Origin of the sequence: Klebsiella sp. 10 (genome assembly GCF_018223925.1) — a bacterium.
GTDB lineage: Bacteria > Pseudomonadota > Gammaproteobacteria > Enterobacterales > Enterobacteriaceae > Klebsiella > Klebsiella pneumoniae.
This window is the reverse complement of sequence record NZ_JAGRRB010000011.1, coordinates 64,897-91,880: the sequence shown is the minus strand read 5'-3', so window position 1 is coordinate 91,880 and position 26,984 is coordinate 64,897. Positions and strand designations below refer to the sequence as shown.

Sequence of the window (26,984 nt, the reverse complement as noted above, 5' to 3'; positions counted from 1 at the left end):
ATGGTTGGCGCCGGGTGGCGGCTAGGCCTTACCCAGCATCCGTTTTGCGCAATATGTAGGCCGGGTAAGCGCAGCGCCACCCGGCAAAAAACTTAGCGCTTCGCGTTAAGCGCGGCGATGTCCTTCGGCGTGGTGCGGCAGCAGCCGCCGATCAGCTTCGCCCCGGCCGCCAGCCACTGCGGCAGATAATCCGCCAGGCTGGCGCAGGCTTCGCCATGATGGTGCCAGGTCTTGCTCACCGCATCATAATGTTCGCCGGAGTTAGGATAGACCACCAGCGGCAGGGCCGTCAGGCTGTGCAAATGCGCCAGCGCCGCGGGCGTATTTTCCAGCGCGATACAGTTGATCCCCACCGCCACCACCTGCGGGTTATCCGCCAGGGCGGTCATCACCTCGCGCAGCGGCGTGCCGTCGCTGAGATGTTCGGCGTCGCGCAGCGTGAAGGAGTACCAGGCGCGGGCGCGGGGATACTCCTGCAGCAGGGCCGCCAGGGCCTGGATCTCAGCGAATGACGGCAGGGTTTCACAGGCCAGCAGGTCGGCGCCGGCATCCAGCAGCGCTTCGACGCGCGGGCGGTGGAAGGCCTGGAACTCTGCCGCGCTGCGCTGATAATCGCCGCGATACTCCGAGCCGTCGGCGAGAAACGCGCCATACGGCCCCACCGAACCGGCCACCAGCAGCGTACCGGCCTGCGGGTTCTCGGCGAGGTACGCCTCGCGCGCTTTGCGCGCCAGCTCGACGCTTTTGCCGATTAGCGCCCGGGACTGCGCCTCATCCAGCCCGCGCGCGGCAAAGCCCGCCGGAGTGGCCTGATAGCTGGCGGTGATCGCCACCTGCGCCCCGGCGCGAAAGTAGTCAAGATGCACATCGCGGATCAGCTGCGGGTTCTCCAGCAGCACTTTCGCCGACCACAGGCTGTCGGCCAGATCGCAGCCGCGGGCCTCCAGCTCGGTGGCCATGGCGCCGTCCAGCAGCACGAAAGGCTGGGCGTCAAGCAGGGCGGTAAACGGATTAGTCTGCGACATGTTGGGGCTCCTGAGTCATATTCCGTGAACGAGTAAGATACCAGGCACCATAGCACAGGGCCACAAAGGGGATCCCGCACCACAGCGCAATTCTCTGGCTCGGGTCAAAAGCGAGGCCCACGCAGGCCACCAGGCACAGCACAAAGCCCAGAACGGGCACCACCGGATACCAGGGAGCGCGATACTGGAGATCGCTCAGCGCCTTACCCTGCTGCAGATGGCGGCGGCGGAACATAAAGTGCGAGGCGCAGATGCTCAACCACACCGCCACCACCGCAAAACCGGAGATCGCCGACAGCGCGACAAACACCGTATCTGGCGCCACCACGCTGGAGAACAGCGCCAGCACGCCGCCCAGCATACTCACCGACAGGGCGGTCACCGGCACGCCCCGTTTATTGACTTTGGCAAAGCAGGCCGGCAGCGTCTTCTCGTTCGACAGCGACCACAGCATCCGCCCCGAAGCGTACAGGCCGGAGTTAGCCGCCGACAGGATCGCCGTCAGGATCACGAAGTTGAACATGTCCGCCGCATAAGGGATGCCCACCTTCTCAAACACCAGCACGAAGGGGCTTTTCTCCACTCCCGCCTGCTGCATCGGGATCAGCGCCGCCAGCACAAACACGGTGCCGATAAAGAAAATAATCAGCCGGGCGATGGTGGTGCGGATGGCAACCGGAATAACCTTATGCGGGTTTTCCGTCTCTCCGGCGGCAATGCCGATAAGCTCCGTCCCGGAGAAGGCGAAGTTCACCGCCACCATGGTCATCAGGATCGGCAGGCCGCCGTGCGGGAACCAGCCTTCGGCGGTGATATTGCGCAGGCCCGGCGCCGGGGAGCCATCCTGCATCGGAATGATGCCGAAAATGGCCGCGCCGCCGAGAATAATAAACGCGACGATGGTGATCACTTTCACCAGCGAGAACCAGAACTCGCCTTCGGCGAAGAAGCGCGTCGAAATGATGTTAAGGCCGAAGATCACTGCGCAGAACACCACGCACCAGATCCAGACCGGCACCTGCGGGAACCAGTACTGCATGCAGAATCCCGCCGCGGTGAAGCTCGACCCCAGCGCCACCGTCCACGTTAGCCAGTAGAGCCACGCCACGGTATAGCCCGTCGCCGGGCCAAGATAGCGCGCCGCGTAAACGTGGAAGGCGCCGGTCTCTGGCATCGCCACCGACAGTTCGCCAAGGCACTGCATCACCAGCCAGACCACCAGGGCGCCAATCAGATACGCCAGCAGCGTCCCGGCCGCGCCGGTGGTGGAGATAATATAGCCGGTATTGAAGAATAAGCCGGTGCCAATCACGCCGCCGAGCGACAGCATGATCAGATGGCGCGTTTTCATGGTGCGCTTCAGCTGCCCACCTTGTTGTTGTGTTGTGCTTTGCATTTTATTTTCTCACGCCAGCCCGCTTGCCCGGGTCATGATGCGTATAAACGTATAGACATCTAAACATCCAAAAGAAGAAGTGTTATACCGTGCCGCCGCTGAAAAAGCAAAGCCGCTGCACCAGGGCGCGCGCCGACAGCGTGCAGCCTGCCCCATTTTTGCGCAGCGCCAGCGGGCGCGCCACGGACTGACGCCTTATCGCGGCAGGCAACGTTCTGGCACTCTCTTTGCAGCCTGTCGTTCAGCACCTTTCTATCTGGCGAGGCAATACGTATGACAGAGCACACCACCACCTTAAAAAGAACGCTCGGCAGTTTTCGTTTATGGGGGATCGCCGTCGGACTGGTGATATCCGGGGAGTACTTCGGCTGGAGCTACGGCTGGTCGCAGGCGGGCACGATGGGGTTTATGGTCGTCGCCCTGGCGGTCGCCGCCATGTACTGCGCCTTTATTTTCAGCTTTACCGAGCTGACCACCGCCATCCCGCACGCTGGCGGCCCTTTCGCCTATGCCTACCGCGCCTTCGGGCCCACCGGCGGCTTTATCGCTGGTTTTGCCACCCTGATTGAATTCGTCTTCGCCCCGCCGGCCATCGCCATGGCCATCGGGGCCTACCTCAACGTGCAGTTTCCGGCGCTGGATCCGAAATGGGTCGCCTGCGGCGCCTACGTGATCTTTATGACGCTCAATATTCTCGGCGTCGGCATCGCCGCCACCTTCGAGCTGATCGTCACCCTGCTGGCCATCTTCGAGCTGCTGGTGTTCATGGGCGTGGTCGCCCCCGGCTTCTCCTGGAGCCACTTCACCACTAACGGCTGGGCGGGCGCGGACAGCTTCAGCGGCCTGGCGCTGCCGGGGATGTTCGCCGCCATTCCGTTCGCCATCTGGTTCTTCCTCGCCATTGAGGGGGCCTCCATGGCGGCCGAAGAGGCCAAAGATCCGCAGCGCACCATTCCCCGCGCCCTGGGCGGCGGCATTCTGACGCTGACGGTGCTGGCGATCGGCGTGATGGTCTTCGCCGGCGGCGTCGGCGACTGGCGCGCGCTGTCCAATATTAACGATCCGCTGCCCCAGGCGATGAAGACGGTCGTGGGCAACGGCAGCGGCTGGCTGCATATGCTGGTGTGGCTGGGGCTGTTTGGCCTCGTCGCCTCCTTCCACGGCATCATTATGGGCTACTCGCGGCAGATCTACTCCCTCGCCCGCGCCGGCTATCTGCCCGCCGGGCTGGCCTCCCTCAACCGCCGCACGCGCACCCCGCATCTGGCGATCCTTGCCGGGGGCGTGGTGGGGATCGCCGCGATCTTCTCCGACTCGCTGATCACCATCAGCGGCATGCCGCTGACCGCCTGCATCGTCACCATGTCGGTATTTGGGGCTATTGTTATGTATATCACTTCCATGGCGGCGCTGTTCAAACTGCGCCGTAGCGAGCCGAAGCTGATCCGTCCGTTCCGCGCCCCGCTCTACCCGCTGGCGCCGGCCTTTGCCCTCGGCATGGCGGTGCTCTGCCTGGTGGCGATGGTCTGGTATAACCTGCTGCTGGCGCTGATTTTCGCGGCGATGATGCTCGGCGGCTACCTGTGGTTCCGCAAAACCGCAGCGGCCCGTGAACGGGCGCCAGTGGATCCTCAACTGCGCACGGTCTCCTGAGGAGGCGGCATGTATAAAACCACACTATCGGGCCAGGTATGGCGCTTTGATAGTCTGAAAACGCTGATGGCGAAAGCGTCGCCGGCCCGCTCCGGCGACGCCCTCGCAGGGATTATCGCCACCTCAGCCGAAGAGCGGATGGCGGCGAAAATGGCCCTCGCCGAGGTGCCGCTGACCGACATTCTCGACAACCCGCTTATCCCTTACGAGCAGGACGAAGTGACTCGCCTGATCCTCGACACCCATGATGCGCAGGGCTTTGCCGCCCTGCGTCACCTGACGGTCGGCGATTTTCGCGACTGGCTGCTGGATGATGCTACCGATACCGCCACGCTGCAGCGGGTCGCCCGCGCCATCACCCCGGAGATGGCGGCGGCGGTCAGTAAGCTGATGCGCAATCAGGATCTGATCCTTGCCGCCAGCAAATGCCAGGTGGTGACGCGCTTTCGCAACACCATCGGCCTGCCCGGCCACCTCAGCGTACGCCTGCAGCCCAACCATCCCACCGACGACCTGAAAGGCATCGCCGCCAGTATGCTCGACGGGCTGCTGTACGGCGCCGGGGACGCGGTGATTGGCATCAACCCGGCCAGCGACAGCTTACCGGTGCTGGCGCAGCTGAACATCATGCTGGACGATATTATTCAGCGCTTCGCCATCCCCACCCAGTCCTGCATTCTGACCCATGTGACCAATACGCTGCAGCTGATTGAGCGCGGCGCGCCGGTGGATCTGGTGTTCCAGTCGGTGGCCGGTACCGAAGCGGCCAACAGCGGCTTCGGCATCAATCTTGCCATGCTGCAGGAGGCCCGCGAGGCGGCCCTGAGCCTCAGGCGCGGTACCCTCGGCAACAATGTGATGTATTTTGAGACCGGCCAGGGAAGCTGCCTGTCGGCCAACGCCCACCACGGCGTCGATCAGCAAACCTGTGAGGCGCGGGCCTACGCCGTCGCCCGCCACTTTGAACCGCTGCTGGTCAATACGGTGGTCGGTTTTATCGGTCCGGAGTATCTCTACGACGGCAAGCAGATTATTCGCGCCGGGCTGGAGGATCATTTCTGCGGCAAGCTGATGGGCCTGCCGATCGGCTGCGACGTCTGCTATACCAACCACGCGGAAGCGGATCAGGATGATATGGACACCCTGCTGACCTTGCTGTGCGCCGCCGGGCTCACCTTCCTGATCGGCGTGCCCGGAGCGGACGATATCATGCTCAATTACCAGAGCACCTCGTTCCATGACGCGCTGTACGCCCGTCGTCTGCTGGGCTTAAAGCATGCCCCGGAGTTCGCCGACTGGCTGGCGAAGATGCAGATTATCGATCCGCACGGCGCGCTGCGGCTCACCGACGCCCGCCATCCGCTGCTGTCCGTCCTGCCGCAAGGAGCCTCCGTATGAACCGTCCCGATGCCTGGAACCCGCTGCGTGAATTTACCGATGCGCGGATCGCCCTGGGGCGCAGCGGCGCCAGCCTGCCGACCCGCGAAGTCCTCAACTTTGGTCTGGCCCACGCCAGAGCGCGGGATGCCATTCATCAGCCGTTCGCCAGCCAACAATTGGTGGCGCCGCTGGCGGCGCTCGGCCTCGAGGCCCTGACGGTGCACAGCGCCGCGCCGGACCGTCATACCTATCTGCGGCGCCCGGATCTCGGGCGGCAGCTCGCCGATGAGAGTCGCGCCGACCTCGCCGCCAGCGGCGTCCGCCCCGCCGACCTGCTGCTGGTGATCGGCGACGGCCTCTCTTCCTGGGCGGTAGAGCGCCAGGCGGTGCCGTTGATCCGCGCCCTGCTGCCCTATCTGCGGACGCTGGGTATCGGCCTGGCGCCGGTGGTGCTGGCGCATCAGTCACGGGTGGCGCTGGGGGATGATATTGGCGAAACCCTGAAAGCCCGCGCGGTGGCGATCCTGATTGGCGAACGACCGGGTCTCTCCTCGCCGGACAGCCTCGGCGTCTACCTCACCTGGCAGCCCCATCGTCAGCGCCTGGAGTCTGAGCGCAACTGTATCTCCAATATTCGGCCGGAGGGATTAAGCCATGACGCCGCCGCCTTTAAACTGGCCTGGCTGCTGGAGCAGGCTTTTTTGCACCGGCTTACCGGGGTGGGTCTGAAAGATGAAAGCGATAATCCGGCGCTGCATGGTAAAATAAAACCGTTGCCCCCTTTAAAATAATAAGTCACGCGAGCAGCAGAATAGATTTTTAATATTATCTTGTGCACCTGACTTTATATTCCGCCGCGTGCTGAAATTGCCCGGCGGCGCTTCGCTGGTACGGGTTTACGGAAGCCGTGCCAGCGGTTTATATGGCGTATTTTTCAGGCCGGGTAAGGCGCCAGTCGCCCCCCGGCAAAATGCTTTCACCGTACCAAAAACCGTGTTGTCGCCAGCCTTATGCCCTTCCCTGCAGGTAATAAGAATATTGCATGAGTAAAAACGAAACGGACGTTGTAAGGTAAATCAGCGCATTAAAAATATCCATCATACTTCAAGTTGCATGTGCGTTGGCTGCGTTCTCTCCCCCAGTCACTTACTTCTGTAAGCGCCTGGAGACTCGCTTACTTGCCGCCTTCATGCGACTCGAATTATTTAGGGTATATATCTCGTTATCTATTCAACATAACAGCCAATAATTCGCCGGATACGCTGGCGCATTATTCCTCAATGTTATGCAGTCATTGATGGTTAAAGATAAATAATCGACCGACGGAGAAATATCAATGAAATCGTTTTCCGGGAAAGCATCTTTAATGGCCACGCTGGTTGCCGCGCTGGTCGGCGCCAGCAGCGCGCAGGCAGCGGAAATTAAAATCGGGGTGGTATTACCCCTGAGCGGCGCCCTCAGCGGCTATGGCCAGCCGTCGCAGAAAGGGCTGGACATTATTCAGGCCATCACCCCAACGTTAAAAAATGGCGATACCATCAAGCTTATCGTTATCGATGATAAAAGCGACAAAGTCGAAGCGGCCAACGCCATGCAGCGCCTGGTCTCCAGCGATAAAGTGGATGCCGTGATCGGGGAAGTCACCTCCTCCAACACCCTGGCGATGACCAAAATAGCCGACGACAGCAAAACGCCGCTGGTCTCCTCCACCGCCACCAACGACCGCGTCACCCGCAACCATCCCTACGTCAGCCGGGTCTGCTTCTCGGACAGCTTCCAGGGGGTGGTCGGGGCCAATCTGGCCTCCCGCGATCTGAAAGCCAAAACCGCCGCCATCGTGTTTGACAGCAGCAACGACTACTCCGTCGGCCTGGCGAAAGCGTTCCGCACCCAGTTCCTGAAAAACGGCGGCACCATTCCCATCGAGGTCCAGGCCCCGGGCGGCAGCAAGGACTTTAAAGCCCAGCTGGCGAGCGTCAAGGCGAAGAATGTCGACATGATTTACATGCCGATCTACTACACCGAAGGGGCGCTGATTGCCGTGCAGTCTAAACAACTGGGGCTCAACAAACCGGTGGTGGGCGGCGACGGTCTGGCCGCGGATCAGGTCTTCTTCGATGTCGGTAAAGACGCGGTCAACGGCTATATGACCACCGATTACTACTCGCCGAACGCCAAAGAGCAGACCCCGGCGGGGGAAACCTTCATCAAAGCCTGGGAAGCCAAATACCAGCAGCCGACCCATACCTGGGGCGCAATGGCGGCGGACGCCTATAACGTCATCGTCAACGCCATGAACCAGTGCAGCGATCCCCACGATCGGGTCTGCGTGAATGAAAAAATCCGCGCCACCAAAGATTTCCAGGGGGTGACCGGCACGCTGACGTTACAGAACGGCGACGCCATTCGCAGCGCGGTCATCAACGAAGTGAAAGATGGCAAGCTGGCGTTTCGTACCGTGGTTAACCCTTAAGTTGTGACGAGGCTACAAAATGGACGGCGCCATTTTTCTCCAGCAAGTGGTCAATGGAATGAGTCTTGGGGGCATGTACGCCCTGATTGCCATCGGTTATACGATGGTTTATGGCGTGCTGCGGCTGATCAACTTCGCCCATGCGGACGTGATGATGGTCGGCGCGTTTAGTACGCTGTTTTTATTTTCTTCGGTTGGGCTACCCTTCGGGGTAGCCGTTTTCCTGACCCTCGGGCTGTGCGGCCTGTTTGGTATGCTGATTGACCGGGTCGCCTATCGTCCGCTGCGTCAGGCCTCGAAAATCTCCATGCTGATCACTGCCATCGGCGTCAGCTTTTTTCTCGAAAACCTGTTTAACGTACTGTTTGGCGGCAGCTCGCGCTTCTTCTCCGCCCCTGACTTTTTCAACCAGACCCGGGCCTTCGGCAGCGTCATCATTACCAACGTGGCGTGGATTGTGCCGCTGATCACCGTCCTGCTGCTGCTGGCGATCCTCTGGCTGCTGTACCGCACCCGCTATGGGATGGCGATCCGCGCGGTGGCCTTTGACGTCAACACCGTGCGCCTGATGGGCATTGACGCCAACCGGATCATCTCCCTGGTCTTCGCCCTCGGCAGTAGTCTCGCGGCGCTCGGCGGCGTGTTCTACTCCATCAGCTACCCGACGATCGATCCCCTGATGGGCGTGCTTATCGGCCTGAAGGCCTTCGCCGCCGCCGTGCTGGGCGGGATCGGCAGCGTCACCGGCGCGGTGCTGGGCGGCTTTATCCTCGGTTTTACCGAGGTGGTCGCCGTGGCGATCTTCCCCGAACTGGGCGGCTATAAAGACGCTTTCGCCTTCCTGTTCTTGATTCTGGTCCTCTTGTTCCGCCCGGTCGGCATTATGGGCGACGAACGTCTGGAAAGGAGCCGTTTCTGATGCTCAACGCGACGACGACCGCCGGGGCGCAGCTGCGCAACCTGGTCATTATTGTCATCTGTATCGCGCTGCTGGCCGGAATCAACGTGGTTTTCAATGACTACATTGTTCGTGTCATCAGCACCATTTTTATCTTTATGATCCTCGCGGTCAGCTACAACCTGATCAACGGCGTGACCGGCCAGCTGTCGCTGGAGCCGAACGGCTTCGTGGCGGTGGGCGCCTACGTCACCGCCCTGCTGATCCTCTCCAGCGACAGCAAGGTAGACATGTTTGAAATGGCCGCCCCCAGCCCGTGGATCCTCAGCCTGCACGCGGGCTTCCTCCCTGCCCTGCTGATAAGCGGCCTGTGCGCGGCGGCGCTGGCGGTGTGCCTCGCCGTGCCGGTCTTCCGGGTACGTGGCGACTACCTGGCCATTGTCACCCTCGGCTTTGGGTTTATCATCAAGATCCTCGCCATTAACAACCCGCAAATCACCAACGGCGCCATCGGGCTGAACGATATTCCGCAGCAGCCGCATCTCCTGTTCTGGTGCGGGCTGTTCGCCCTGCTGGCCACCGGCATGATCCTCCAGCTGGTGTGGTCGAAGTATGGCCGGATGATGAAAGCTATTCGCGACGATGAAGATGCGGCGATCGCCATGGGGGTCAACACCTTCCGCATTAAAACCTGCGCCTTCGCCACCAGCGCCTTCTTCGAAGGGATCGGCGGCGGTCTGCTGGCTTCCCTGCTGACCACCATTTCCCCGGGGCTGTTCGACTTTATGCTCACCTTCCAGCTGCTGATTATTATCGTCCTCGGCGGGCTCGGCAGCACCACCGGCGCCCTGCTCGGCACCGTGCTGGTGGTCGGCAGCGGCGAGTGGCTGCGCTTCCTCGATCAGCCGCTGCAGTTCTTCGGTCACGATCTCGGCGCGTATCCGGGCCTGCGAATGGTGGTCTTCTCTCTGCTGTTGCTGATCATCATGCTCTTCGCCCGCGAGGGGCTGTTGGGGAAAAAAGAGATTTGGCAGACCGGAAGAAGGAGCGGCGGCTATGGCGGAAAATAAAGTTATCCTGCAGGTGCAGGACGTCACCATGCAGTTCGGCGGCCTGCGGGCCATCGACAACGTCAGCTTCCATGTTGACGAGGCGGAGATCTTTGGCCTTATCGGCCCTAACGGCGCGGGCAAAACAACCCTGTTTAACGTCATTACCGCCAACTATAAACCCACCAGCGGCAGCGTCACCCTGGCGGGCACGTCGCTGAAGGGGCTGAAGCCCAACCAGGTGGTGAACGCCGGGATCGCCCGCACCTTCCAGAATATCCGCCTGTTTAACTCCATGACGGTGCTGGAGAACGTGATGGTCGGGCTCGACCGCGCCAGCCGCTACTCGCTGCTGGAGGCGGCCCTGCATATTGGTCGCTACTTTCCGGCCGAGCGGGCGGCGAAAGCCAAAGCGATGGCCATCCTAGAGGATATCGGCATCGCCCACTTCGCCCATATGCAGGCCACAAACCTAAGCTATGGCAACCAGCGCAAAGTGGAGATCGCCCGCGCGCTGGCCACCGCGCCGAAGCTGCTCCTGCTCGATGAGCCGGCCGCCGGGATGAACCCGAAGGAGACCGAGGATCTGGCGGAGCTGATCTTCCGCATGCGCCATGACTATCAGCTAAGCGTCCTGTTAATCGAGCACGATATGCCCTTCGTCAACCGCCTGTGCGAGCGGGTGATGGTTCTGGAGTACGGTAAGCCGCTGTTCAGCGGCCTGATGGCCGAGGCGATCCAGCATCCGGACGTCATTTCCGCTTATCTGGGAGAAGCCAATTATGCTTAACGCCCGGGAACTGAAGGTCTTTTACGGCGTGATCCAGGGTCTGAAGGGCGTCGATATCGATGTCTATGACCGGGAAATCGTCACCCTGATCGGCAGCAATGGCGCCGGTAAAACCTCCACCCTGAACGGGATCGTCAACCTGGTGCGCTCCAGTGGGCGCGTCAGCTTCCTCAACGACGATATCTCACGCAGCCAGACCCACCAGATCGTGCGTCGCGGGCTGGCGCTGGTGCCGGAGGGACGGCGCGTCTTTACCAACCTGACCATCGAAGAGAACCTGCGCATGGGCGCTTACAATAATCTCGCCGGCTACGCCCGCCTGCGCGATCGCATGTACGCCCTCTTTCCGCGGCTCAAGGAGCGGCGCCATCAGATGGCGGGCACCATGAGCGGCGGCGAGCAGCAGATGCTGGCCATCGCCCGGGCGCTGATGAGCGAGCCGGTGTTATTGATGCTGGATGAACCGAGCCTCGGGCTGGCGCCGAAAATTGTCGGCGAGCTGTTCGGCATCATTAAGCAACTGCGCGAAGAGAATATGACGGTGCTGCTGGTGGAGCAGAATGCGACGGCTGCGCTGGCGATCGCCGATCGGGCGTATGTCCTGGAGAATGGCCGGATCACCTTGTCAGGCGCGGCGCGGGAGATGCTGACTAATCCGGAAATTAAGCGGATGTATCTGGGGGGATAGACATGGTCAAAACTGCCTGGGCTGCGGCGGCGCCTCCTGCGAGGCCGCAACCTCAGGCAGTCTCTTGCTACACAAAGCACACCTCGTTCCAGTAGGCTTCTCGCGTCCTGCGTCGCTCAGTATGTCTTATCATGACGGAACCACCGGGTTTCCACGTTGCCAATGTCCACGCCGTAGAGGCTGGCTACCGGCAGGATCGCCTCCATGACGCGCTGGGTATCCTGCTGTCCGGCTTCACCGTTGGACAAAAAAGCCAGCCAGCCCGTTAACCGTTGCCACAATGCCACTTTCGTTTTCTCCTCTGTCGGGAAGCGAATCGCCTGGGTCTATTTCAACCACAGTTGGCCGGGCGCGGGAAATATTAATTCCGAATTTGCAATCCTGGCTGGCGCATATTACCCCCGGTCCTATCACCCTCTCCCTGGCCCTCTCCCTGAGGGAGAGGGGACCGCCCGGCAGTCGTTGCCGTCCTCGTAAAACGCCAGCGGCGCATAAAGAATACCCATAGGTTTGTTAAGTTCTTTTTGGTTATAGATAAGAATTTTTTCTTCTTTGCCGCCGACGGGCAATTTGTGGGAGCGTGATGTCCACAAAACAAAACAGGGATTCAGGGGAAAAACTATGCGCAATAAAACCACAAAAATCGCACTGGCGCTGGGTATGCTGCTGCTCGCCTCGCAGGCACAGGCGGACCAGCTGGCTGACATCAAAGCCGCCGGCTTCGTAAAAGTCGCCACCTTCGACGCCAACCCGCCGTTCGGCTCTGTGGACGCCAAAACCCACCATATCGTCGGCTACGACGTCGACTTTGCCCAGGCGCTGGCGAAAGCGCTCGGCGTCAAACTCGAGCTGGTGGCCACCAACCCAGCCAACCGTATTCCGCTGCTGCAGTCCGGCAAAGCCGACCTGATCGTCGCCGACATTACCATCACCCCGGAGCGGGCCCAGGTTATTGATTTCTCAACGCCGTATTTCGTCACCGGCCAGCAGTTCCTCGTGCCGGCCGGCTCTCCGGATAAGCTCGATGAGTACAGCAAAGCGCGCATCGGCGCGGTGAAAGGCACCACCGGCGAACAGGCCCTGCACCAGCGTTTCCCGCAGGCTCGCGTCCTCTCCTATGACGATATTCCGCTGGCCCTGACCGCCCTGCGCAACGGCAACGTCCAGGCCATCACCCAGGACAGCACCATCCTCGCCGGTCTGCTGGCGGAAGCGCCGGATAAAGCCAAGTTTAAAATTCTGCCCGACCTGCTCAGCAAAGAAGAGATTGGCGTGGGCGTGAAGAAAGGCGAACCGGCCCTGTTGAAAGCCGTTAACGATGAGCTGGTGAAGCTGGAGAAAACCGGCGAAGCCGCGAAAATCTATGATGTCTGGTTTGGCCCTGCCACTAAAACGCCGCAGCCGCGCGCCTTTACCATAGAAGCGAAATAATATGTTCTCGGGTTTACTCTCCCACTCCGCGGCCCCGGCCGCGGATTTTTCACGTCTGCAGCGCGCCAGCATTACGTTCCGTGATGTGGCCAAGCGCTACGGCGATCATCAGGTGCTAAACGCCATCAACCTGCAGGTCGAGCCCGGCGAAGTGGTGGCGATCCTCGGCCCTTCCGGTTCGGGAAAATCGACGCTGATCCGCTTGATCAACCAGCTCGAATCCTTAAGCGGCGGCGAGATCCTGATCGACGGCAAACCCACCAGCCAGCTGAGCGGCAGCGCCTTGCGCCAGCTGCGCAGCCGCGTCGGCTTTGTCTTCCAGCAGTTCAACCTTTATGCCCACCTGACGGCGCAGGAGAACATCACTCTGGCGCTGGAGCGCGTTCATGGCTGGGAAAAAAGCGCGGCTCAGGCGCGGGCGCTGGCGCTGCTGCGTCAGGTCGGACTGGAAGAAAAAGCGCAGCAGATGCCGGCGCAGCTCTCCGGCGGCCAGCAGCAGCGGGTGGCCATCGCCCGCGCCCTGGCCTCCTCGCCGCAGATTATCCTGTTCGATGAGCCCACCTCGGCGCTCGACCCGGAGATGATCGGCGAAGTGCTGCAGGTGATGAAAACCCTCGCCCACAGCGGGATCACCATGCTGGTGGTGACCCACGAGATGCAGTTTGCCCGCGAAATTGCCGACCGGGTGGTGTTTATCGACGGCGGCGACATCCTCGAAGTCGCCCCGCCGGCTGAGTTTTTCGCCCATCCGCAGCATGCCCGCGCGCGGCGTTTTCTGCAGAAGGTGCTGGATCCGCTGCACCAGGAGAGCCTCGAGTGACGCCGATGCTTGACTGGCACGGCGTCCTGAGCGGGCAGCCGTTGCAATGGATTATCTCTGGTTTTCTCACCACCGTCTGGGTCAGCGTCGCCGGGATCCTGCTCGCCACCCTGCTGGCGGTCCTGCTGCTGGCCCTGCGCCTCGGCGGCGGACGCGCGGGGCGCGGACTGGTGGCCGCGTGGGTCTCGTTGTTTCGCAACACTCCGCTGCTGGTCCAGCTGCTGTTCTGGTACTTTGCCGCCTGGAACCTGCTGCCGCTGGCGGTGAAGGAGGTGGTGAACGACGAACACGCCTGGTCCATTCTGCCGGGCAACGTCTGGTGGCTGACGCCGGAGTTCCTCTGCTCAATGTGGGGGCTGGGGGTCTTTACCTCCGCCTTTCTGGTGGAAGAGATCGCCTCCGGACTGCGCGCCGTCAGCCCCGGGCAGCGGGAAGCCGCGCTGTCGCAGGGCTTTACGCCGTGGCAGGAGCTGCGCTTTATCCTCCTGCCGCAGGGGCTGGCCAACGCCTGGCAGCCGATTGTCGGCCAGTATCTTAACCTGATGAAACTCTCATCGCTGGCCAGCGGCATCGGCTTTGCGGAACTGACCTATCAGGTGCGGCAGATTGAGAGCTATAACGCGCACGCCCTGGAGGCGTTTGCCGTCGGAACCGCGCTGTACCTGGCGCTGGGGGTGGCGATGGGCGTGGCGCTCACGCGTCTCGGCCCGGGAAGAAAACTGCAACGGAGCGCCCGACATGAACGCTAATCTGGCGGTGATCGCCGATAACCTCGATTACCTGCTGTGGGGCCGACTGGCGGAGGGCCAGCCCGGCGGCGTGGCGCTGACCCTGCTGATGGCCATCGGCGCCACCCTGCTGGCACTGCCGGGAGGCATTGCGCTGGCGGGCCTGGCCTGGCGCTACGGCGGGCTGGTGCGGCGTCTGCTGTTTCTGTGGGCGGAAATTATCCGCGGCATCCCGCTGATATTTGTCATCTTCTGGCTGTGGTATCTGCTGCCGATGCTGACCGGCGGCGATCTGCCCGGCGCGGTGACCGTGACCCTGGCGCTGGCGTGGTTTACCGCCGCCTCGGTGATGCACTCGGTGCTGGCCGGGCTGCAGTCGCTGCCGAAAGGACAGTATGAGGCGGCGCTGACCCAGGGGTTCGCTCCCGGGCAAACGCTGCGCCTGGTGCTGCTCCCGCAGGCGCTGCGCAACGTTCAGCCGTCGCTGGTGGGGATCTTTATCGGCCTGCTGAAGGACACTTCGCTGGCGTTTATCGTCAACGTCCCGGAGCTGACCACCGTGGCCGGCCAGGTCAACAACCGGGTGCAGATCTATCCCCTGGCGATCTTCGTCTTCACCGGCGCGGTGTACTACCTGCTGTGCTGCGGTCTGAGCCTGCTGGCCAGCCGGCGCTTTACCCGCCGCGCGGCCACCAGATAAGGCTCACTCCGCGGGACGGGGCTTCAGCGGACAGGTATCGCTGATCTTAATAAATTTGTCGTTATAGACCAGATAGTGGTTCCCCGGCTGGCGCAGCGCCGGCTGGCGAACCACGTCCCCGGGACGCAGATACCACGCGTCCCCCTCCTCTTCGGTCGAATCGCATCCGGGCTTAATCAGCAGCTTAAACCAGGTATTGCCGGTGTTGCTCACCGTCCCGGCCACCTTATCGAAAGACCATTTAAACTGTACCTCGCGCGGGCGCACCACCAGAATGGTATCCATCACCACCACCGGCTCCATGCTGACCTCGCCGCCGGTCGGGCTGCGCCTCGTCAGGTTGCGGGTGGGGATTTCGCGAAACGAGACCCGATAGTAGCGCTCGCGGTTATCCCGCGGCCCATGATAGTAAAATTTAAAATACTCGCTCTCACCTGCCTGCAGCACCAGCTGGCGGGGGGCGAACAGCAGTTCGCCATCCACCGGCCGGGAGCGGACTTCTCTGCCGCCCGGGCGATCGATGGCGCTGACGGCGATGCGGTACAGCCGCGCGCTTTTATTGTTGTTGACCACCCGTTTGCTGGCGAAATCCGCTTCAGCCGGCAGGGAAAAGGTCAGGTTGCCGACCGAGATCGCCTGCGCCAGCGGCGCTGCCAGCAGGCAGCCCACGGTCAGCAGGGCCTTAGTTAATGTTGCGCCACGTCGCCTGGACATGAATCTCTCCTGAAGCGCTGACTTCGCCAAACCAGCCGTTATCGTCTACCGTCCGCAGCGAAATGGCGTTATCCATCGGAATCGAAAATTTCACCGTGGTCTTATCCATCTGCCCCACTTCGCCGGAGATATCGGTCCACGGCGTGGTCAGCCACAGCGCATCGGTCATATCCCGCCAGCTGTCATCGCACCCGGCATCGTAGGTCTGCGTCGTGCCGCTGCGGGTGATAAAAGAGAGCGTCGCCGGGAATGGCACTTTCGCCGTACCGTCATCGGAGCTGAAGAGACAGTAGGAACGCCCGCCAATCACCTGCGCCGGTCCGGTCACCTTGATCAGCACTTCATCGGCGGCCGTTTTACCGCTGGTGGTGACGATGTAGCCGAAATCGAGCGCCGGTTCGCCGCTGCCGACATACCCCTCGCGCGACGGCGCCGAGGTATATTCGTCGGAGATAATGCTGATGCTGAAATCACGAGGCTTGATAATCAGCGTGTTGGAGGTGGAAAACTCATACCAGCCTGACTCCGGCGAGGTGGTGTTCTGAAAGCGAAAGTTGAACAGATCCTTGGTGTTGATATCGCTGATCCCGAGGTTCACCATCTGTTTAAAGAAGTTGCTGGAGAAGAAAACATAGATCGAGTCCGAGCTCTTCATCTCGTTGAAGGTGTAGTAATAGGCGGTATTGCTCACCGGCTTCCAGGAGCTGCCGTTGAGGCTGAACTGCATATCGTACGCCCCGACGGCCGAGGCCAGCGACGAGTTGGCGATCGCCGGGAAAATATGGATCGAGGTATTGCTTAAGCCGTTGGTCTGCAAGGTATAGTTGACCATCTTACAGCTTAATCCTGAGCGGCTGCCGATGGTCTGCGTCCGGCAGTCGGCGTTCCCTTCCCCGAGGGTCGGCACGCCATCGCTGTTGATAAACACCTCCGCCAGCGAGTGGGTATTAATCAACCGCAGGTTCGCGGCTTTGGTGTGGGTGACGTTGCGCACATACCAGTTACCGGAGGCCTGATCCTTACAGCGCGCGCCGCTGCTGGCATCGTAGTTCACCGAGGTCTGACAGGCATTGATGGTCATCGTAAAGCTGCCGCCGACCGGCATCTGCTGCAGATATTGATAGAAGGCGTCCGACATCATGCCGTGCATCCACTTCGCGCCGCCGCTGGTCACCGTCGCGCCGTAAAACCCGCTGGCGTCGGTGGTCTGCGGCAGGATCAGGCTGGTAGCCATATCGCACCCGGCGTACCAGTTGATGCAGCGCAGGCCGGTTAAGGGGTGTGAAACCGGTGAGTTTTCCAGCCACATATCAAACTTCCAGTTGGCATTGAGCCCGGTGTTATAGCCGTTATCGATATAGCCGAGACTCTGCTGATAGATGGTCCCTGAGCCGGTGTATTTTAAGCCGGTCCAGCGGTTAGCGCCGGTCATACGCGGATCCAGCGCCCCGCCGGGGGTGACGAAAAAGTTGTCGTCGGAGTTGTTTTCCACAAACACAAACTCGCGCGCCGGCGCATCCGACCAGGTGGTCTTGGTCACCGCTGCCCTGAGCGCGGCTACCGGCCAGAGCAGCGCGAGGATCGCCAGCGCCATCAGTGCATTAACTTTCATTCTCTTCTCCTGACTGCTGCACCGCCGCCCACGACGAGAGGCCGCTGCAGACCACATCCCCGACCCAGACGGCGCCGCGCGCCTGGCTGAGCTCCAGCGCCACTTCGCAGGTTTTATTGCCGCCGTAGCTGAAATCGATAGTGGGGTATTTCTTATCCACGTCCATGACAAACTCGCCGTTTTCATCGGTGCGGGTACGGCCGATATGGTTGTTAATCCGCGCATTCGCCAGCAGCGTGCCGTCTTCTGCACGAATACGGCCGGAGACGGTGACCATCTGCTTCACCTCTGGCTCAATCACCGCGACGTTGCCCGGATAAAGGGTCAGATGACTCTTGCGCCCGCTGACGATGTCGTAGCTGTCGAGCGAGTTTTTGCTGTTCTGCAGCTCCACCTCATAGCGACCATAGGGAGAGAGCGGCAGGTAGTTACGCTTGCCGCTGAGCGGGAAGATCCGCCCGTTAACCCTGGCGCTAATCTGACCATCGTCCTCCAGCCCGGTGTTGAAAATCACCCCGGCGTTACCGTCGGTTCGTCCGCTGGCGGCGATGTTTTTGCCCTGCCAGCCGACGCTGCCGCTGGCGGTGAGGTTGGTGTTGACGTAGCCGTCCGCCGCGCTGTTGACGTTCAGCGTGCCGCTGGCGTAGCGGGCGTCGAACTGGGCATACGCGCCGCCGCTGAGGGTTTTGTCATCCCCGGTATCGCCGGAGATGGCCCGCGACAGATTGGCGCCGATGGTGCGAATAGTGCCTTCATCAAACTGCTTGCGCGCTGAGAGGTTAGCCATGGTGTAGCCGTTCTGATGGGTCATCCCGGCGCTGAACCAGTTGCCCAGCGGCAGCGACAGATCGAGAGCGATGTATTTCCCGGTGTTGGCGCTGCTGTCGCCATTGTTATAGCGCTGGATCCCCGCCCGCAGGCCGAGCGAGCCAAAGGCGCCGCTGTAGACCGTCTGATAGTAATCCGCGGTGTAGTAATGGCTGTTGTAGCGACGGTCATCGTTGTAGCTGACGCTGAACGTCCCCAGCTTCGACCACAGCGCGTTCAGGTTGAGGGTGCCGCCGATCGCCCGGTTGTCGGCATCGCTGCGCCGCAATTGATCGCCAATGCGGGTTCTCTCCTGGTTAACCCACACTGAACTGAATCCCCCGGGCAACGTGGCGCTGATGCTGCCGACGCTGCTCCACGAGCTATCGCTGGCCAGCATATTTTGCAGATTAACGTTGATCGACTCGCCCAGCGGTAGCGTCAGGCGGGTTTCCCCCACCGCCTGGTTGTCGTAGCCATAGCCCGTAGCCGCCCAGCTCAGGGTGCTGAGCGACCCGGAGGCCGAAAGGCCTGCCAGCCAACTCTCTTTCGCCGGCCGGGTCTTTTTCCCGCTCTCTGACCAGCGATCCATATGAAAACTGCCGCCCCATACCTGCCACGCCAGCGGCGCGCCGGCGCCGCGTCCCCGGCTGAACAGCTTATTGACCCGCTGGGTGCGTTTGCTGACCACCCGACCATTGACGATCACCTCCACTTCCACGTCGTAAATACCGTACGGCAGGCCGCGAGTATCCACTTCATGGTTGCCCATAGCGAAGTTCTGGACGCTCAGCAACCGACCGTCACGGGTGAGATGCACCTCGCCCGCCGCCGGCAGAAAGGCGATCACCGGCGTGGCGGACTGGCTGTTGTCGAAGACGGTGGAGCTGGCCTGGTTCCCCCAGGAAAGGCCGTAAATCTTACCGGCCGAAATAGCGGTCATCGGTCCCAGGGACTGCAGGTTCCAGGTGTCAAGCATCCCGCCGGCAAAGCGGTGGCCGGCGAAATCGCGCTCATACATGGCCTTATATAATTCACTGTCCTGCTGACCGCTGCCGATGCCGTACAGCGAGCCGTCGAGCACCACGTGATGCTCCCGCAGCGCCGTGACGTTGTTCAGCGACAGGTAGCTGGAGGTGTTGCTCCCGCCGTTACGCATCTGGTTGTTATAGACGCCGAGGTTATAGCTCAGGTTGCTGCTGAGGGTGTTCACGCTGGACTGACCGATATCTTCGCTGCGCGAGCGCAGGACGGTGCCCAGCGCCTCGCGCTTGACCACCAGCTGCAGCAGCAGCTGGCGCAGGCTGAGATCCAGCTGTGCGCTGTCGGTCAGGGGAATGGTGAGCGCCTCGCTGAACGGGGCGTTGGCCAGGCCGATCAGCTGCTGGCGGGTCTGTTCGCTGACGCTGGCGTTACCTTCGCTCTCCTCCAGCTGGATCTGCCGGACGCGCAGCTGGCCGCCGTCCAGCCAGATAAAGGCGCTGCCGATCCGCTGATCGTCCCGGGTGCTCTGGCTGCCGGCGAGATGAATATAGAGCGGGACGCTCATGCCGTCCTGCAGCGCCTGGCTGAAGGCCTGCGGAATAATCACCCCGCCAATCTGCTGCGCGCCTGCGGCGGCAGCGCTGACGTCGGGCTGAACGAACAAAAAGATCATGCCGAAGGCAAGCCGCGTTTTCAGTCCTGGGGTAATCCATCGTTGAGGCATCGTCGTTATCCATCTGCACAGCTGTCTATTTCACGGGAACAAACTGCTCACCCTGCCAAAGCGCCACCCGTCCTTTTTTATCCGCCGTGTCCACGCGCGTAAAACGGCGCGATTTACCCGGCATCAGGTAGTAATTCTCTTTACATTCCTTACCATCGGCGGCCTTCAGGCAGGGGCCGTAGGCGAGGATCCGCAGCGTCGCATTCCCGGTGTTGGTCAGAGAGCCGTTGGCGTACTGAAAGCGATAGTTCACCTGCCGGGGCGCCACCACCAGGATGGTGCCGATGCGAGCGGAAGCAGTGGCCACCGCGCTGCGGTTGGCGTTATCGCGTTGGGCATCGCTGAGCGCCTGATCGAACCAGACAATGCGGTAGTAGCGCTCTTTGTCATCCGCCGGGCCTTTGTAGAAGAAGCGGATCACATCGCTGGCCTGGGCGGGTAGCAGCAGGCTGGCGGGAGTGAGCAATACCTCATCCGGTTTGTCCATCGGGATAACCTGCCCGCCGTCCAGCGGGGAAGAGAGCCGTTCGAGATGGATATTGATCAGTCGACCGCTGTCTGTGCTGTTCTTGATCGTTTTGCTCAGCGTGCTGCTGCCGCTGTTCATAAAGGATGAAATATCGCCGACATCCAGCGCCTGCGCCGGCGACACCCCGGCAAGCAGCAGCCCGAGGGCCAGAAGGTGCTTTTTCATAACAATTCCGTCCGTGAAAAAAGCAGGGGGAGATCCCCCTGCTGGTGCATCAGAAGGATCAGCTGGTCCAGGTGGCGTCGAACTGTACGCTGACGTCGCCGCTCCAGATCCCTTCCGGCAGAGTGCTGTAATCGGTCACGGCGGTGGTGCCGTTGGTGGTGCCGCTGATGATGGAGAAAGTGAAACCATCCTGCGCTGTGGTACGGCCGCTGGCGTTGTAGCCATTAGCCAGCGCGCTGAGGTTGCCGCCCATAATATTGTTGGCGGTATCGATCATCACGGTATCGCCAGTTTTTTCCACCGCGGCGCCGTTATAATCCACGCCCACGCTCAGCGTGGAGCCGGAGGTATCCAGCTGGGTTAAGGTGTTGGTGATAAGACGCGAGGTCAGCTTAAAGGCGGTCGCCGTTGTGTCCCCCTCAATCGCCACGTCAAACAGACCTTTCTGCGAGTTAAAGCCTTTAATGCCTTCGGCGTACTGGAACGCCAGGCTGCCGAGCGGGGTCACAACCAGCTTGCTGGTGGTGTCTTTTTTAGCGGTCGCAGACCAGGTCGCTACAGCCTGAGCCGTTACGTCAGCAGCCTGCGCCACGCCCATACCGGTAAACGCCGTTACCAGAGCTATTGCCAGAACCTTTTTTTTCATCGCTTTTTCATCCTGAGTTGAATTAAGGACATGATGTCCCGGTGAACCATTTAAAAAACAGAATTGCCTGGGTGTTACTGAACTAACTTATATATTTTGGAATACAGTTTGGCCTCAGCATTACGCCGATGGGTATACACTGTCTTCACGCTACAATTTTCAATTCTGGCGATCGATTTCGGCTGCATGCCCTGGGCGGTCATGCGGATAATTTTCATTTCCCGATCTGTAATTTTATCTTTCTTAATATCTTTGCGGAGAAACCTGCCATTAATTACATAGGCCAGTTCTTTTCGAATATCGCGACTCAGACCAACATATACCACCCCGCGAATATCGCTATTGTAATACCAGTAGTTCGCTAAGGCCTCTGATTTCCTGGCCGCAATCAATACGACCTGTTTCCCCTTTACCGCGGATAGCCATTCGCTGTCGCGCCTGATAAATTCGTTTAATGAAGCCGTATTGAGATTGATAAACACAAAATCTTTTCTGATTTTCTCCAGTGAGAGATAAATTAATTCGTCGATGTCTACAATCAGTTCGGACAGTCCTTTATAGAAATAGGAGTCATCGGCAGACCAAATATACTTATCGGAACAGCTTTTATATTCCATATAGTTTTTAACCTCATAGTCCTTGAAGTAATCATTTTTACAACGTCACTGCTTGCCAGGCCTATAAAGTTTACTGGCGTATTCGTTTCCTTTAATAAATCGCCATTAAATAAGACACGCATTACTTATCAATATTGGATAAGCGGGGGATTAAACTATAATTATTTTCTGCTTGGCGTTGAATTTAAGTTTTTTCCTATGGAGTGTCAACATGCGGAAAGGCAATGAATTTCGCGCCCAGGTCAATATTTACAAAAACTGAAAATATCAAATTTTTGAGCGCCAGAAAAAGACATTTATTTTCATAAGGTTATTGGTAATATAACCGTCAATTCTTATCTGCGCTTTATATTATCCAGGATCTTCGCCCTATTATGTTAGGAATATTCTTAATGGAACTCTTGAATGGCTTATCAAATAAACCGGATTTAGCACAAAAGAAAGGATATAAATCTACAAATAAACAAAAACCAGGATGATTCACCAACACATAAGACTCATGAATAGATTAACCTGCCGCACAAAATAGTTATGTATATGTTAATACATGCGGGATGTTGAATGCTAAACAAAGGCAGACGCATTATCTATTCGATTAAACAGTCTTCTTCATCAAGATTAAGCGAAGATTGCCGAAGGCTGCCTACGCCTACGAACCGGTCTGTCTCCGCGCCCTCCAAAGCATAGCGGCTTTTCGGCGCTTCGCCAGCCGCCAGCATGCCGCACGCGTTGAGCCGCTGGCCGTCGCTCTTTCACGCCAGTTCACGCTTTGTTCGCAATACCGTCATCGAAATTTCATATAAAGACCTATTAATAGTGGCCAGTTAATGACGAACCTGGACACTCTTATGAACAGCTCTCTTGCCGCGGTGGCCGAAACTGATTTCCAGCCGTTCACCGATCTCGCTGCCGGCCGGCAGCGGAAGGTCTTAAGCGTGCGTAATCTGAGTAAAGCTTATCAAGCCCAGCACAAGGTGCTGGACGGCATCAGCTTTGATCTGCACGCCGGGGAAATGGTCGGGGTCATTGGCCGCTCCGGCGCCGGTAAATCGACGCTCCTGCATGTCCTCAACGGCACCCACAGCGCCAGCGGCGGAGAAATTCTTAGCTACCCGGAAGTCGGTACCCCGCACGATGTCTCACAGCTGAAAGGCCGCGCGCTCAATGCCTGGCGTAGCCACTGCGGAATGATTTTTCAGGACTTCTGCCTGGTGCCGCGCCTCGACGTGCTCACCAACGTCCTGCTGGGCCGCCTCAGCCAGACTTCAACCCTGAAATCGCTGTTTAAAATCTTTCCCGCAGCCGACCGGGCGCGCGCCATTGCGCTGCTTGAGTGGATGAACATGCTGCCGCACGCGCTGCAGCGGGCGGAGAACCTCTCCGGCGGGCAGATGCAGCGGGTGGCGATCTGCCGGGCGCTGATGCAAAACCCCGGGATCCTGCTGGCCGACGAGCCTGTCGCCTCGCTGGATCCGAAAAACACTCAGCGCATCATGGATGTGCTGCGCGAGATTAGCGAGCAGGGCATCAGCGTGATGGTAAACCTGCATTCGGTGGAGCTGGTCAGGGCCTACTGCACCCGGGTTATCGGCGTCGCCAGCGGCCAGCTTATTTTTGACGATCACCCCTCCCGGCTGACGCAGGATGTGCTGCAGCGGCTGTACGGCGATGAAGTTAGCCAATTGCATTAATTTCACTTACACGGGCAACATAATGAAAAAATATATGACTGGCGCAGTTCATTTATCCGCAATGGTCGCGGGCATGATGATGGCATGGCAGGCAGCGGCGGCGCAGCCGAAAGAGCTCAATCTGGGCATTCTCGGCGGCCAGAACGCCACCCAGCAAATCGGCGATAACCAGTGCGTGAAGGCCTTCCTCGATAAAGAGCTGAACGTGGATACCAAACTGCGCAACTCTTCCGACTATTCCGGGGTGATCCAGGGCCTGCTGGGGGGCAAAGTCGACGTGGTGCTGAGCATGTCCCCCTCCTCCTACGCCTCGGTTTATCTCAATAATCCGAAAGCGGTGGATATCGTCGGCATCGCCGTGGACGACAAAGATCAGTCTCGCGGCTATCACTCGGTGGTGATTGTCAAAGCCGACTCCCCGTACAAAACGCTGGACGATTTAAAAGGCAAAGCCTTCGGCTTCGCCGATCCGGATTCCACTTCCGGGTATCTGATCCCTAACCATGCGTTTAAAGAAAAATTTGGCGGTAACGCCGACAACAAATACAACAACACCTTCTCCAGCGTCACCTTCTCCGGCGGCCATGAGCAGGACATCCTCGGCGTGCTGAATGGCCAGTTCGCGGGCGCGGTCACGTGGGCCTCGATGGTTGGCGATTACAACACCGGCTACACTACCGGCGCGTTCAACCGCCTGATTCGCATGGATCATCCGGATCTGATGAAGCAGATCCGCATTATCTGGCAATCGCCGCTGATCCCGAACGGCCCGATCCTGGTGAGCAATGCGCTGCCGGCGGACTTTAAGGCGAAGGTCGTGGCGGCAGTGAAAAAGCTGGACACCGAGGATCACGCCTGCTTTATCAAAGCGATGGGCGGTACTCAGCACATCGGCCCGGGCAGCGTGGCTGACTTCCAGCAGATTATTGATATGAAACGCGAGCTGGTGAGCGCGCGTTAATCCTGCCTCAACGCCGCCTGCTTGCCCCAGGGTAAGCGGCGGCGCTACGTTGAAGATCCCCGACGCATGAAGACAACCCACACCGAATTTGAACGCTATTACCAGCAGGTACGCTCGCGGCAAAAGCGCGATGCCGTCTGCTGGTCGCTGCTGCTGCTGGCGCTCTATTTTGCCGCCGGCAGCGCCGCGGAATTTAATCTGCTGACTATCTGGCACTCGCTGCCCCACTTCTTTGACTATATGGCAGAGACCATTCCGCCCCTGAGCGCCGGCAACCTGTTCGCCGATGTGCAGACCAAAGGGTCGCTGGCCTGGTGGGGCTATCGCCTGCCGATCCAGCTGCCGCTGATCTGGGAAACCCTGCAGCTGGCGCTGGCCTCGACCCTGGTGGCGGTCGCCATCGCCACGGTTTTCTCGTTTCTTGCCGCCAATAACGCCTGGACCCCGGCGCCGGTGCGCTTTGCCATTCGCGTGCTGGTGGCGTTTTTGCGCACCATGCCCGAGCTGGCGTGGGCAGTGATCTTTGTGATGGCGTTCGGCATCGGCGCGATCCCGGGCTTTCTGGCGCTGATGCTGCATACCGTCGGCAGCCTGACCAAACTGTTCTACGAGGCGGTGGAAAGCGCGCAAAACAAACCGGTACGCGGCCTGGCGGCCTGCGGCGCGTCCCCGCTGCAGAAAATTCGCTTCGCCCTGTGGCCGCAAGTGAAACCGCTGTTTCTCTCCTACGGCTTTATGCGGCTTGAAATCAACTTCCGTTCGTCGACCATTCTCGGGCTGGTGGGCGCGGGCGGCATCGGCCAGGAGCTGATGACCAACATCAAGCTCGACCGCTACGATCAGGTGAGCATCACCCTGCTGCTGATCATTCTGGTGGTGTCGGCGCTGGACATGCTGTCCGGTCGTCTGCGCCTGTGGGTACTGGAGGGTAAGAAATGAGCGTCTGGCACATGCAACCGGATCTCGCCGCCAGCCGGCGGCAACATAAGCAGCTCTATCAGGTCCAGGGGCGCTACCTGCGCTACGTCGGGCTGGTGGCGCTAGCCTGCGTGCTCTATTACGTCTGGTTTTTTCTGCAGTTTGGCATCAGCGGCGAGCAACTGACCACCGGCCTGCAGCAGATTGGCCGCTACCTGGCGCGGATGTTCGTCTGGCACGACTTCTGGAACTGGCCGTTCGGCTATTACTTTACGCAAATCGGCGTCACCCTGGCCATCGTCTTCGCCGGGACGCTGACCGCCACGGTGCTGGCGCTGCTGCTCTCCTTCTTCGCCGCCCGCAACATCATGCGCGGCGTGGTGCTGGGGACCCTCGCCCTGCTGATGCGCCGCCTGTTTGATGTGCTGCGCGGGATCGACATGGCTATCTGGGGGCTGATTTTCGTGCGTGCGGTCGGCCTCGGGCCGCTGGCAGGGGTGCTGGCGATCATCATGCAGGACACCGGCCTGCTGGGACGGCTGTACGCGGAAGGTCACGAAGCCGTGGACCGATCTCCCGGGCGCGGGCTGACCGCCGTGGGCGCGAACGGCCTGCAAAAGCATCGCTTTGGCATTTTTACCCAGTCGTTCCCGACCTTCCTCGCGCTGAGCCTGTATCAGATTGAATCCAACACCCGCTCCGCGGCGGTGCTGGGCTTCGTCGGCGCCGGCGGTATCGGGCTTATCTATGCCGAGAATATGCGTCTGTGGAACTGGGATGTGGTGATGTTTATCACCCTGCTGCTGGTGGCGGTGGTAATGATCATGGACACCCTTTCCGCCTGGCTGCGCCGTCGCTATATCGGCGGCGCCGCGGTGCCGCTGTATCAGGGCGGACGCTAGCGCGCCTTTGCGCCGGATGGCGGCTTCGTCTTGTCCGGCCTACTCGTCCGGCTCTGACTGTCTCCAGGCCCGGCAAGCAACGGCGCCGCCGGGCGATGGCATCAGGCACGGAGCTGCGTTTATACCGGATGGCAGCTGCGCCTTACCCGGCCTACTCGTCCGGCTCCGACTGTCTGTAGGCCCGGCAAGCAACGGCGCCGCCGGGCGATGGCATCCGGCACGGAGCTGCGTTTATGCCGCGTGGCGGCTACGCCTTACCCGACCTACTCGTCCAGCTCTGACTGTCTCCAGGCCCGGCAAGCAACTGCGCCGCCGGGCGATGGCATCAGGCACGGAGCTGCTTTTATGCCGGGTGGCGGCTGCGCCTTACCCGGCCTACAACCCCAAATCACCACTGGCGCTGGGGCTGCTGAAACTGCCGGTGCTGGCGGCCTCAACATCGCTGAGACGTTCCCGGAAGGCCGGGGCAGCCCGCATGGATGCGGGCTGAGGGCCGTGTTTTGCATGGACGCTGCCTCGGCCCGACCCGAAGCCTGCAGGGATAAGTCGAAGGCACCGCGCAGCGGCGATGTTGCTGGCCGGAGCCCGGGGGTACAGGGGGCGGCGGCGACTGGCCGCCCCCTGTGCGCTCCCAGCGCCATGAGTGACATAGCGCAGAAAAAATATTGGGAGCGCAATCTGTC

The 26,984-nt window shown here is 60.2% G+C and carries 28 protein-coding genes; 17 read left to right on the top strand and 11 right to left on the bottom strand.

Annotation, left to right across the window (positions count from 1 at the left end; translation table 11 throughout):
- Window positions 1-92 precede the first annotated feature (92 nt).
- The 3 genes from mmuM to KHQ26_RS12435 all read right to left on the bottom strand — a co-directional run bounded on the left by mmuM (window position 93) and on the right by KHQ26_RS12435 (window position 2,632).
- Window positions 93-1,025 (bottom strand): homocysteine S-methyltransferase, encoded by a 933-nt coding sequence (gene mmuM / locus KHQ26_RS12445; RefSeq protein WP_211777893.1) that lies wholly within the window; start codon window positions 1,023-1,025, stop codon window positions 93-95.
- Window positions 1,012-2,421, bottom strand: a complete 1,410-nt coding sequence (gene mmuP / locus KHQ26_RS12440; RefSeq protein WP_002890161.1) for an S-methylmethionine permease — start codon at window positions 2,419-2,421, stop codon at window positions 1,012-1,014. Before mmuP ends, mmuM begins: the two co-directional genes overlap by 14 nt.
- Before the next feature lie 82 nt (window positions 2,422-2,503).
- On the bottom strand, window positions 2,504-2,632 hold the full coding sequence (locus KHQ26_RS12435; RefSeq protein ID WP_004217023.1) for a hypothetical protein: 129 nt from the start codon (window positions 2,630-2,632) through the stop codon (window positions 2,504-2,506).
- A gap of 62 nt (window positions 2,633-2,694) precedes the next feature.
- On the opposite strand from KHQ26_RS12435, the gene eat reads away from it, so the two are divergent.
- The 3 genes from eat to eutC are packed head-to-tail and all read left to right on the top strand — an operon-like array spanning window position 2,695 to window position 6,245.
- On the top strand, window positions 2,695-4,074 hold the full coding sequence (eat, locus tag KHQ26_RS12430) for an ethanolamine permease (RefSeq protein ID WP_004177284.1): 1,380 nt from the start codon (window positions 2,695-2,697) through the stop codon (window positions 4,072-4,074).
- A 9-nt stretch (window positions 4,075-4,083) separates the two neighbouring features.
- A complete protein-coding gene (locus KHQ26_RS12425) occupies window positions 4,084-5,472 on the top strand; it encodes an ethanolamine ammonia-lyase subunit EutB (protein ID WP_004177286.1) in 1,389 nt (462 codons plus the stop codon).
- On the top strand, window positions 5,469-6,245 hold the full coding sequence (eutC, locus tag KHQ26_RS12420) for an ethanolamine ammonia-lyase subunit EutC (RefSeq protein ID WP_211777892.1): 777 nt from the start codon (window positions 5,469-5,471) through the stop codon (window positions 6,243-6,245). Before KHQ26_RS12425 ends, eutC begins: the two co-directional genes overlap by 4 nt.
- A 439-nt stretch (window positions 6,246-6,684) precedes the next feature.
- Here eutC and KHQ26_RS12415 read toward each other — a convergent pair whose 3' ends face one another.
- Window positions 6,685-6,828 carry a hypothetical protein gene (locus KHQ26_RS12415; RefSeq protein WP_020804790.1) on the bottom strand — a complete coding sequence of 48 codons (144 nt, stop codon included), beginning with the start codon at window positions 6,826-6,828 and terminating at the stop codon, window positions 6,685-6,687.
- On the opposite strand from KHQ26_RS12415, the gene KHQ26_RS12410 reads away from it, so the two are divergent.
- Genes KHQ26_RS12410 through KHQ26_RS12390 form a run of 5 tightly spaced genes read left to right on the top strand, consistent with a single transcriptional unit; the run spans window position 6,821 to window position 11,352 of the window.
- Window positions 6,821-7,927 (top strand): ABC transporter substrate-binding protein, encoded by a 1,107-nt coding sequence (locus tag KHQ26_RS12410; protein ID WP_004147267.1) that lies wholly within the window; start codon window positions 6,821-6,823, stop codon window positions 7,925-7,927. The two genes, KHQ26_RS12415 and KHQ26_RS12410, sit on opposite strands and share 8 nt — an antisense overlap.
- Before the next feature lie 19 nt (window positions 7,928-7,946).
- On the top strand, window positions 7,947-8,846 hold the full coding sequence (locus KHQ26_RS12405; protein ID WP_002890128.1) for a branched-chain amino acid ABC transporter permease: 900 nt from the start codon (window positions 7,947-7,949) through the stop codon (window positions 8,844-8,846).
- A complete protein-coding gene (locus tag KHQ26_RS12400; RefSeq protein WP_004144594.1) occupies window positions 8,846-9,895 on the top strand; it encodes a branched-chain amino acid ABC transporter permease in 1,050 nt (349 codons plus the stop codon). The genes KHQ26_RS12405 and KHQ26_RS12400 overlap by 1 nt, the downstream gene beginning before the upstream one ends.
- Window positions 9,882-10,664, top strand: a complete 783-nt coding sequence (locus KHQ26_RS12395; RefSeq protein WP_004177288.1) for an ABC transporter ATP-binding protein — start codon at window positions 9,882-9,884, stop codon at window positions 10,662-10,664. Before KHQ26_RS12400 ends, KHQ26_RS12395 begins: the two co-directional genes overlap by 14 nt.
- Window positions 10,657-11,352: an ABC transporter ATP-binding protein gene (locus KHQ26_RS12390; RefSeq protein ID WP_002890126.1), complete on the top strand. Its 696-nt coding sequence runs from the start codon at window positions 10,657-10,659 to the stop codon at window positions 11,350-11,352. The genes KHQ26_RS12395 and KHQ26_RS12390 overlap by 8 nt, the downstream gene beginning before the upstream one ends.
- A 116-nt stretch (window positions 11,353-11,468) precedes the next feature.
- Here the strand turns inward: KHQ26_RS12390 and KHQ26_RS12385 are convergent, their stop codons facing one another.
- Window positions 11,469-11,639, bottom strand: a complete 171-nt coding sequence (locus KHQ26_RS12385; RefSeq protein ID WP_002890108.1) for a hypothetical protein — start codon at window positions 11,637-11,639, stop codon at window positions 11,469-11,471.
- Window positions 11,640-11,973: 334 nt separating this feature from the next.
- Here KHQ26_RS12385 and KHQ26_RS12380 point away from each other — a divergent pair, with 334 nt between their 5' ends.
- The 4 genes from KHQ26_RS12380 to KHQ26_RS12365 are packed head-to-tail and all read left to right on the top strand — an operon-like array spanning window position 11,974 to window position 15,031.
- Window positions 11,974-12,783 (top strand): ABC transporter substrate-binding protein, encoded by an 810-nt coding sequence (locus KHQ26_RS12380; RefSeq protein WP_004177289.1) that lies wholly within the window; start codon window positions 11,974-11,976, stop codon window positions 12,781-12,783.
- A gap of 1 nt (window position 12,784) precedes the next feature.
- Window positions 12,785-13,603, top strand: coding sequence for an amino acid ABC transporter ATP-binding protein (locus KHQ26_RS12375; RefSeq protein ID WP_004177290.1), 819 nt, complete (start codon window positions 12,785-12,787; stop codon window positions 13,601-13,603).
- Window positions 13,600-14,352, top strand: a complete 753-nt coding sequence (locus KHQ26_RS12370) for an amino acid ABC transporter permease (protein WP_004177291.1) — start codon at window positions 13,600-13,602, stop codon at window positions 14,350-14,352. The genes KHQ26_RS12375 and KHQ26_RS12370 overlap by 4 nt, the downstream gene beginning before the upstream one ends.
- The gene (locus KHQ26_RS12365) at window positions 14,342-15,031 is read left to right on the top strand and encodes an amino acid ABC transporter permease (RefSeq protein WP_004177292.1); all 690 of its coding nucleotides are present in this window, start codon (window positions 14,342-14,344) and stop codon (window positions 15,029-15,031) included. Before KHQ26_RS12370 ends, KHQ26_RS12365 begins: the two co-directional genes overlap by 11 nt.
- A 3-nt stretch (window positions 15,032-15,034) precedes the next feature.
- On the opposite strand, the gene KHQ26_RS12360 is transcribed toward KHQ26_RS12365, so the two are convergent.
- From KHQ26_RS12360 to ecpR, 6 genes are all read right to left on the bottom strand, one after another.
- Window positions 15,035-15,745 (bottom strand): fimbria/pilus periplasmic chaperone, encoded by a 711-nt coding sequence (locus KHQ26_RS12360; RefSeq protein ID WP_004177293.1) that lies wholly within the window; start codon window positions 15,743-15,745, stop codon window positions 15,035-15,037.
- Window positions 15,714-17,357, bottom strand: coding sequence for a fimbrial adhesin EcpD (ecpD, locus tag KHQ26_RS12355; RefSeq protein ID WP_004177294.1), 1,644 nt, complete (start codon window positions 17,355-17,357; stop codon window positions 15,714-15,716). Before ecpD ends, KHQ26_RS12360 begins: the two co-directional genes overlap by 32 nt.
- On the bottom strand, window positions 17,347-19,872 hold the full coding sequence (locus KHQ26_RS12350) for a fimbrial biogenesis outer membrane usher protein (RefSeq protein WP_004147261.1): 2,526 nt from the start codon (window positions 19,870-19,872) through the stop codon (window positions 17,347-17,349). The genes ecpD and KHQ26_RS12350 overlap by 11 nt, the downstream gene beginning before the upstream one ends.
- 25 nt (window positions 19,873-19,897) lie before the next feature.
- Entirely contained in the window at window positions 19,898-20,566 is a 669-nt protein-coding gene (locus KHQ26_RS12345; RefSeq protein ID WP_004144586.1) for a fimbrial chaperone EcpB, read from the bottom strand.
- A 58-nt stretch (window positions 20,567-20,624) separates the two neighbouring features.
- Window positions 20,625-21,212, bottom strand: a complete 588-nt coding sequence (ecpA, locus tag KHQ26_RS12340) for a common pilus major fimbrillin subunit EcpA (protein ID WP_002890053.1) — start codon at window positions 21,210-21,212, stop codon at window positions 20,625-20,627.
- A gap of 74 nt (window positions 21,213-21,286) precedes the next feature.
- Window positions 21,287-21,829, bottom strand: a complete 543-nt coding sequence (ecpR, locus tag KHQ26_RS12335; RefSeq protein WP_004144585.1) for an ECP biosynthesis operon DNA-binding transcriptional regulator EcpR — start codon at window positions 21,827-21,829, stop codon at window positions 21,287-21,289.
- An 848-nt stretch (window positions 21,830-22,677) separates the two neighbouring features.
- Between ecpR and phnC the strand changes: the two genes are divergently transcribed.
- The 5 genes from phnC to KHQ26_RS12310 all read left to right on the top strand — a co-directional run bounded on the left by phnC (window position 22,678) and on the right by KHQ26_RS12310 (window position 26,791).
- Window positions 22,678-23,520: a phosphonate ABC transporter ATP-binding protein gene (gene phnC / locus KHQ26_RS12330; protein ID WP_004177295.1), complete on the top strand. Its 843-nt coding sequence runs from the start codon at window positions 22,678-22,680 to the stop codon at window positions 23,518-23,520.
- A 22-nt stretch (window positions 23,521-23,542) separates the two neighbouring features.
- Window positions 23,543-24,481: a phosphonate ABC transporter substrate-binding protein gene (gene phnD / locus KHQ26_RS12325; RefSeq protein WP_004177296.1), complete on the top strand. Its 939-nt coding sequence runs from the start codon at window positions 23,543-23,545 to the stop codon at window positions 24,479-24,481.
- A 66-nt stretch (window positions 24,482-24,547) separates the two neighbouring features.
- A complete protein-coding gene (phnE, locus tag KHQ26_RS12320; RefSeq protein WP_004177297.1) occupies window positions 24,548-25,420 on the top strand; it encodes a phosphonate ABC transporter, permease protein PhnE in 873 nt (290 codons plus the stop codon).
- Complete coding sequence (phnE, locus tag KHQ26_RS12315; RefSeq protein ID WP_004177298.1) at window positions 25,417-26,301, top strand: phosphonate ABC transporter, permease protein PhnE; 885 nt, start codon at window positions 25,417-25,419, stop codon at window positions 26,299-26,301. The genes phnE (KHQ26_RS12320) and phnE (KHQ26_RS12315) overlap by 4 nt, the downstream gene beginning before the upstream one ends.
- A 319-nt stretch (window positions 26,302-26,620) precedes the next feature.
- A complete protein-coding gene (locus tag KHQ26_RS12310; RefSeq protein WP_094986545.1) occupies window positions 26,621-26,791 on the top strand; it encodes a LysR family transcriptional regulator in 171 nt (56 codons plus the stop codon).
- Window positions 26,792-26,984: the final 193 nt, after the last annotated feature.

Excerpts from the sequence above, each read along its gene's own strand:
- mmuM (WP_211777893.1), bottom strand. The coding sequence starts at position 1,025 with ATGTCGCAGACTAATCCGTTTACCGCCCTGCTTGACGCCCAGCCTTTC.
- mmuP (WP_002890161.1), bottom strand. The coding sequence starts at position 2,421 with ATGCAAAGCACAACACAACAACAAGGTGGGCAGCTGAAGCGCACCATG.
- eat (WP_004177284.1), top strand. The coding sequence starts at position 2,695 with ATGACAGAGCACACCACCACCTTAAAAAGAACGCTCGGCAGTTTTCGT.
- KHQ26_RS12425 (WP_004177286.1), top strand. The coding sequence starts at position 4,084 with ATGTATAAAACCACACTATCGGGCCAGGTATGGCGCTTTGATAGTCTG.
- eutC (WP_211777892.1), top strand. The coding sequence starts at position 5,469 with ATGAACCGTCCCGATGCCTGGAACCCGCTGCGTGAATTTACCGATGCG.
- KHQ26_RS12410 (WP_004147267.1), top strand. The coding sequence starts at position 6,821 with ATGGCCACGCTGGTTGCCGCGCTGGTCGGCGCCAGCAGCGCGCAGGCA.
- KHQ26_RS12405 (WP_002890128.1), top strand. The coding sequence starts at position 7,947 with ATGGACGGCGCCATTTTTCTCCAGCAAGTGGTCAATGGAATGAGTCTT.
- KHQ26_RS12400 (WP_004144594.1), top strand. The coding sequence starts at position 8,846 with ATGCTCAACGCGACGACGACCGCCGGGGCGCAGCTGCGCAACCTGGTC.
- KHQ26_RS12395 (WP_004177288.1), top strand. The coding sequence starts at position 9,882 with ATGGCGGAAAATAAAGTTATCCTGCAGGTGCAGGACGTCACCATGCAG.
- KHQ26_RS12390 (WP_002890126.1), top strand. The coding sequence starts at position 10,657 with ATGCTTAACGCCCGGGAACTGAAGGTCTTTTACGGCGTGATCCAGGGT.
- KHQ26_RS12380 (WP_004177289.1), top strand. The coding sequence starts at position 11,974 with ATGCGCAATAAAACCACAAAAATCGCACTGGCGCTGGGTATGCTGCTG.
- KHQ26_RS12375 (WP_004177290.1), top strand. The coding sequence starts at position 12,785 with ATGTTCTCGGGTTTACTCTCCCACTCCGCGGCCCCGGCCGCGGATTTT.
- KHQ26_RS12365 (WP_004177292.1), top strand. The coding sequence starts at position 14,342 with ATGAACGCTAATCTGGCGGTGATCGCCGATAACCTCGATTACCTGCTG.
- KHQ26_RS12360 (WP_004177293.1), bottom strand. The coding sequence starts at position 15,745 with ATGTCCAGGCGACGTGGCGCAACATTAACTAAGGCCCTGCTGACCGTG.
- ecpD (WP_004177294.1), bottom strand. The coding sequence starts at position 17,357 with ATGAAAGTTAATGCACTGATGGCGCTGGCGATCCTCGCGCTGCTCTGG.
- KHQ26_RS12350 (WP_004147261.1), bottom strand. The coding sequence starts at position 19,872 with ATGCCTCAACGATGGATTACCCCAGGACTGAAAACGCGGCTTGCCTTC.
- KHQ26_RS12345 (WP_004144586.1), bottom strand. The coding sequence starts at position 20,566 with ATGAAAAAGCACCTTCTGGCCCTCGGGCTGCTGCTTGCCGGGGTGTCG.
- ecpA (WP_002890053.1), bottom strand. The coding sequence starts at position 21,212 with ATGAAAAAAAAGGTTCTGGCAATAGCTCTGGTAACGGCGTTTACCGGT.
- ecpR (WP_004144585.1), bottom strand. The coding sequence starts at position 21,829 with ATGGAATATAAAAGCTGTTCCGATAAGTATATTTGGTCTGCCGATGAC.
- phnC (WP_004177295.1), top strand. The coding sequence starts at position 22,678 with ATGAACAGCTCTCTTGCCGCGGTGGCCGAAACTGATTTCCAGCCGTTC.
- phnD (WP_004177296.1), top strand. The coding sequence starts at position 23,543 with ATGAAAAAATATATGACTGGCGCAGTTCATTTATCCGCAATGGTCGCG.
- phnE (WP_004177297.1), top strand. The coding sequence starts at position 24,548 with ATGAAGACAACCCACACCGAATTTGAACGCTATTACCAGCAGGTACGC.
- phnE (WP_004177298.1), top strand. The coding sequence starts at position 25,417 with ATGAGCGTCTGGCACATGCAACCGGATCTCGCCGCCAGCCGGCGGCAA.
- KHQ26_RS12310 (WP_094986545.1), top strand. The coding sequence starts at position 26,621 with ATGGCATCAGGCACGGAGCTGCTTTTATGCCGGGTGGCGGCTGCGCCT.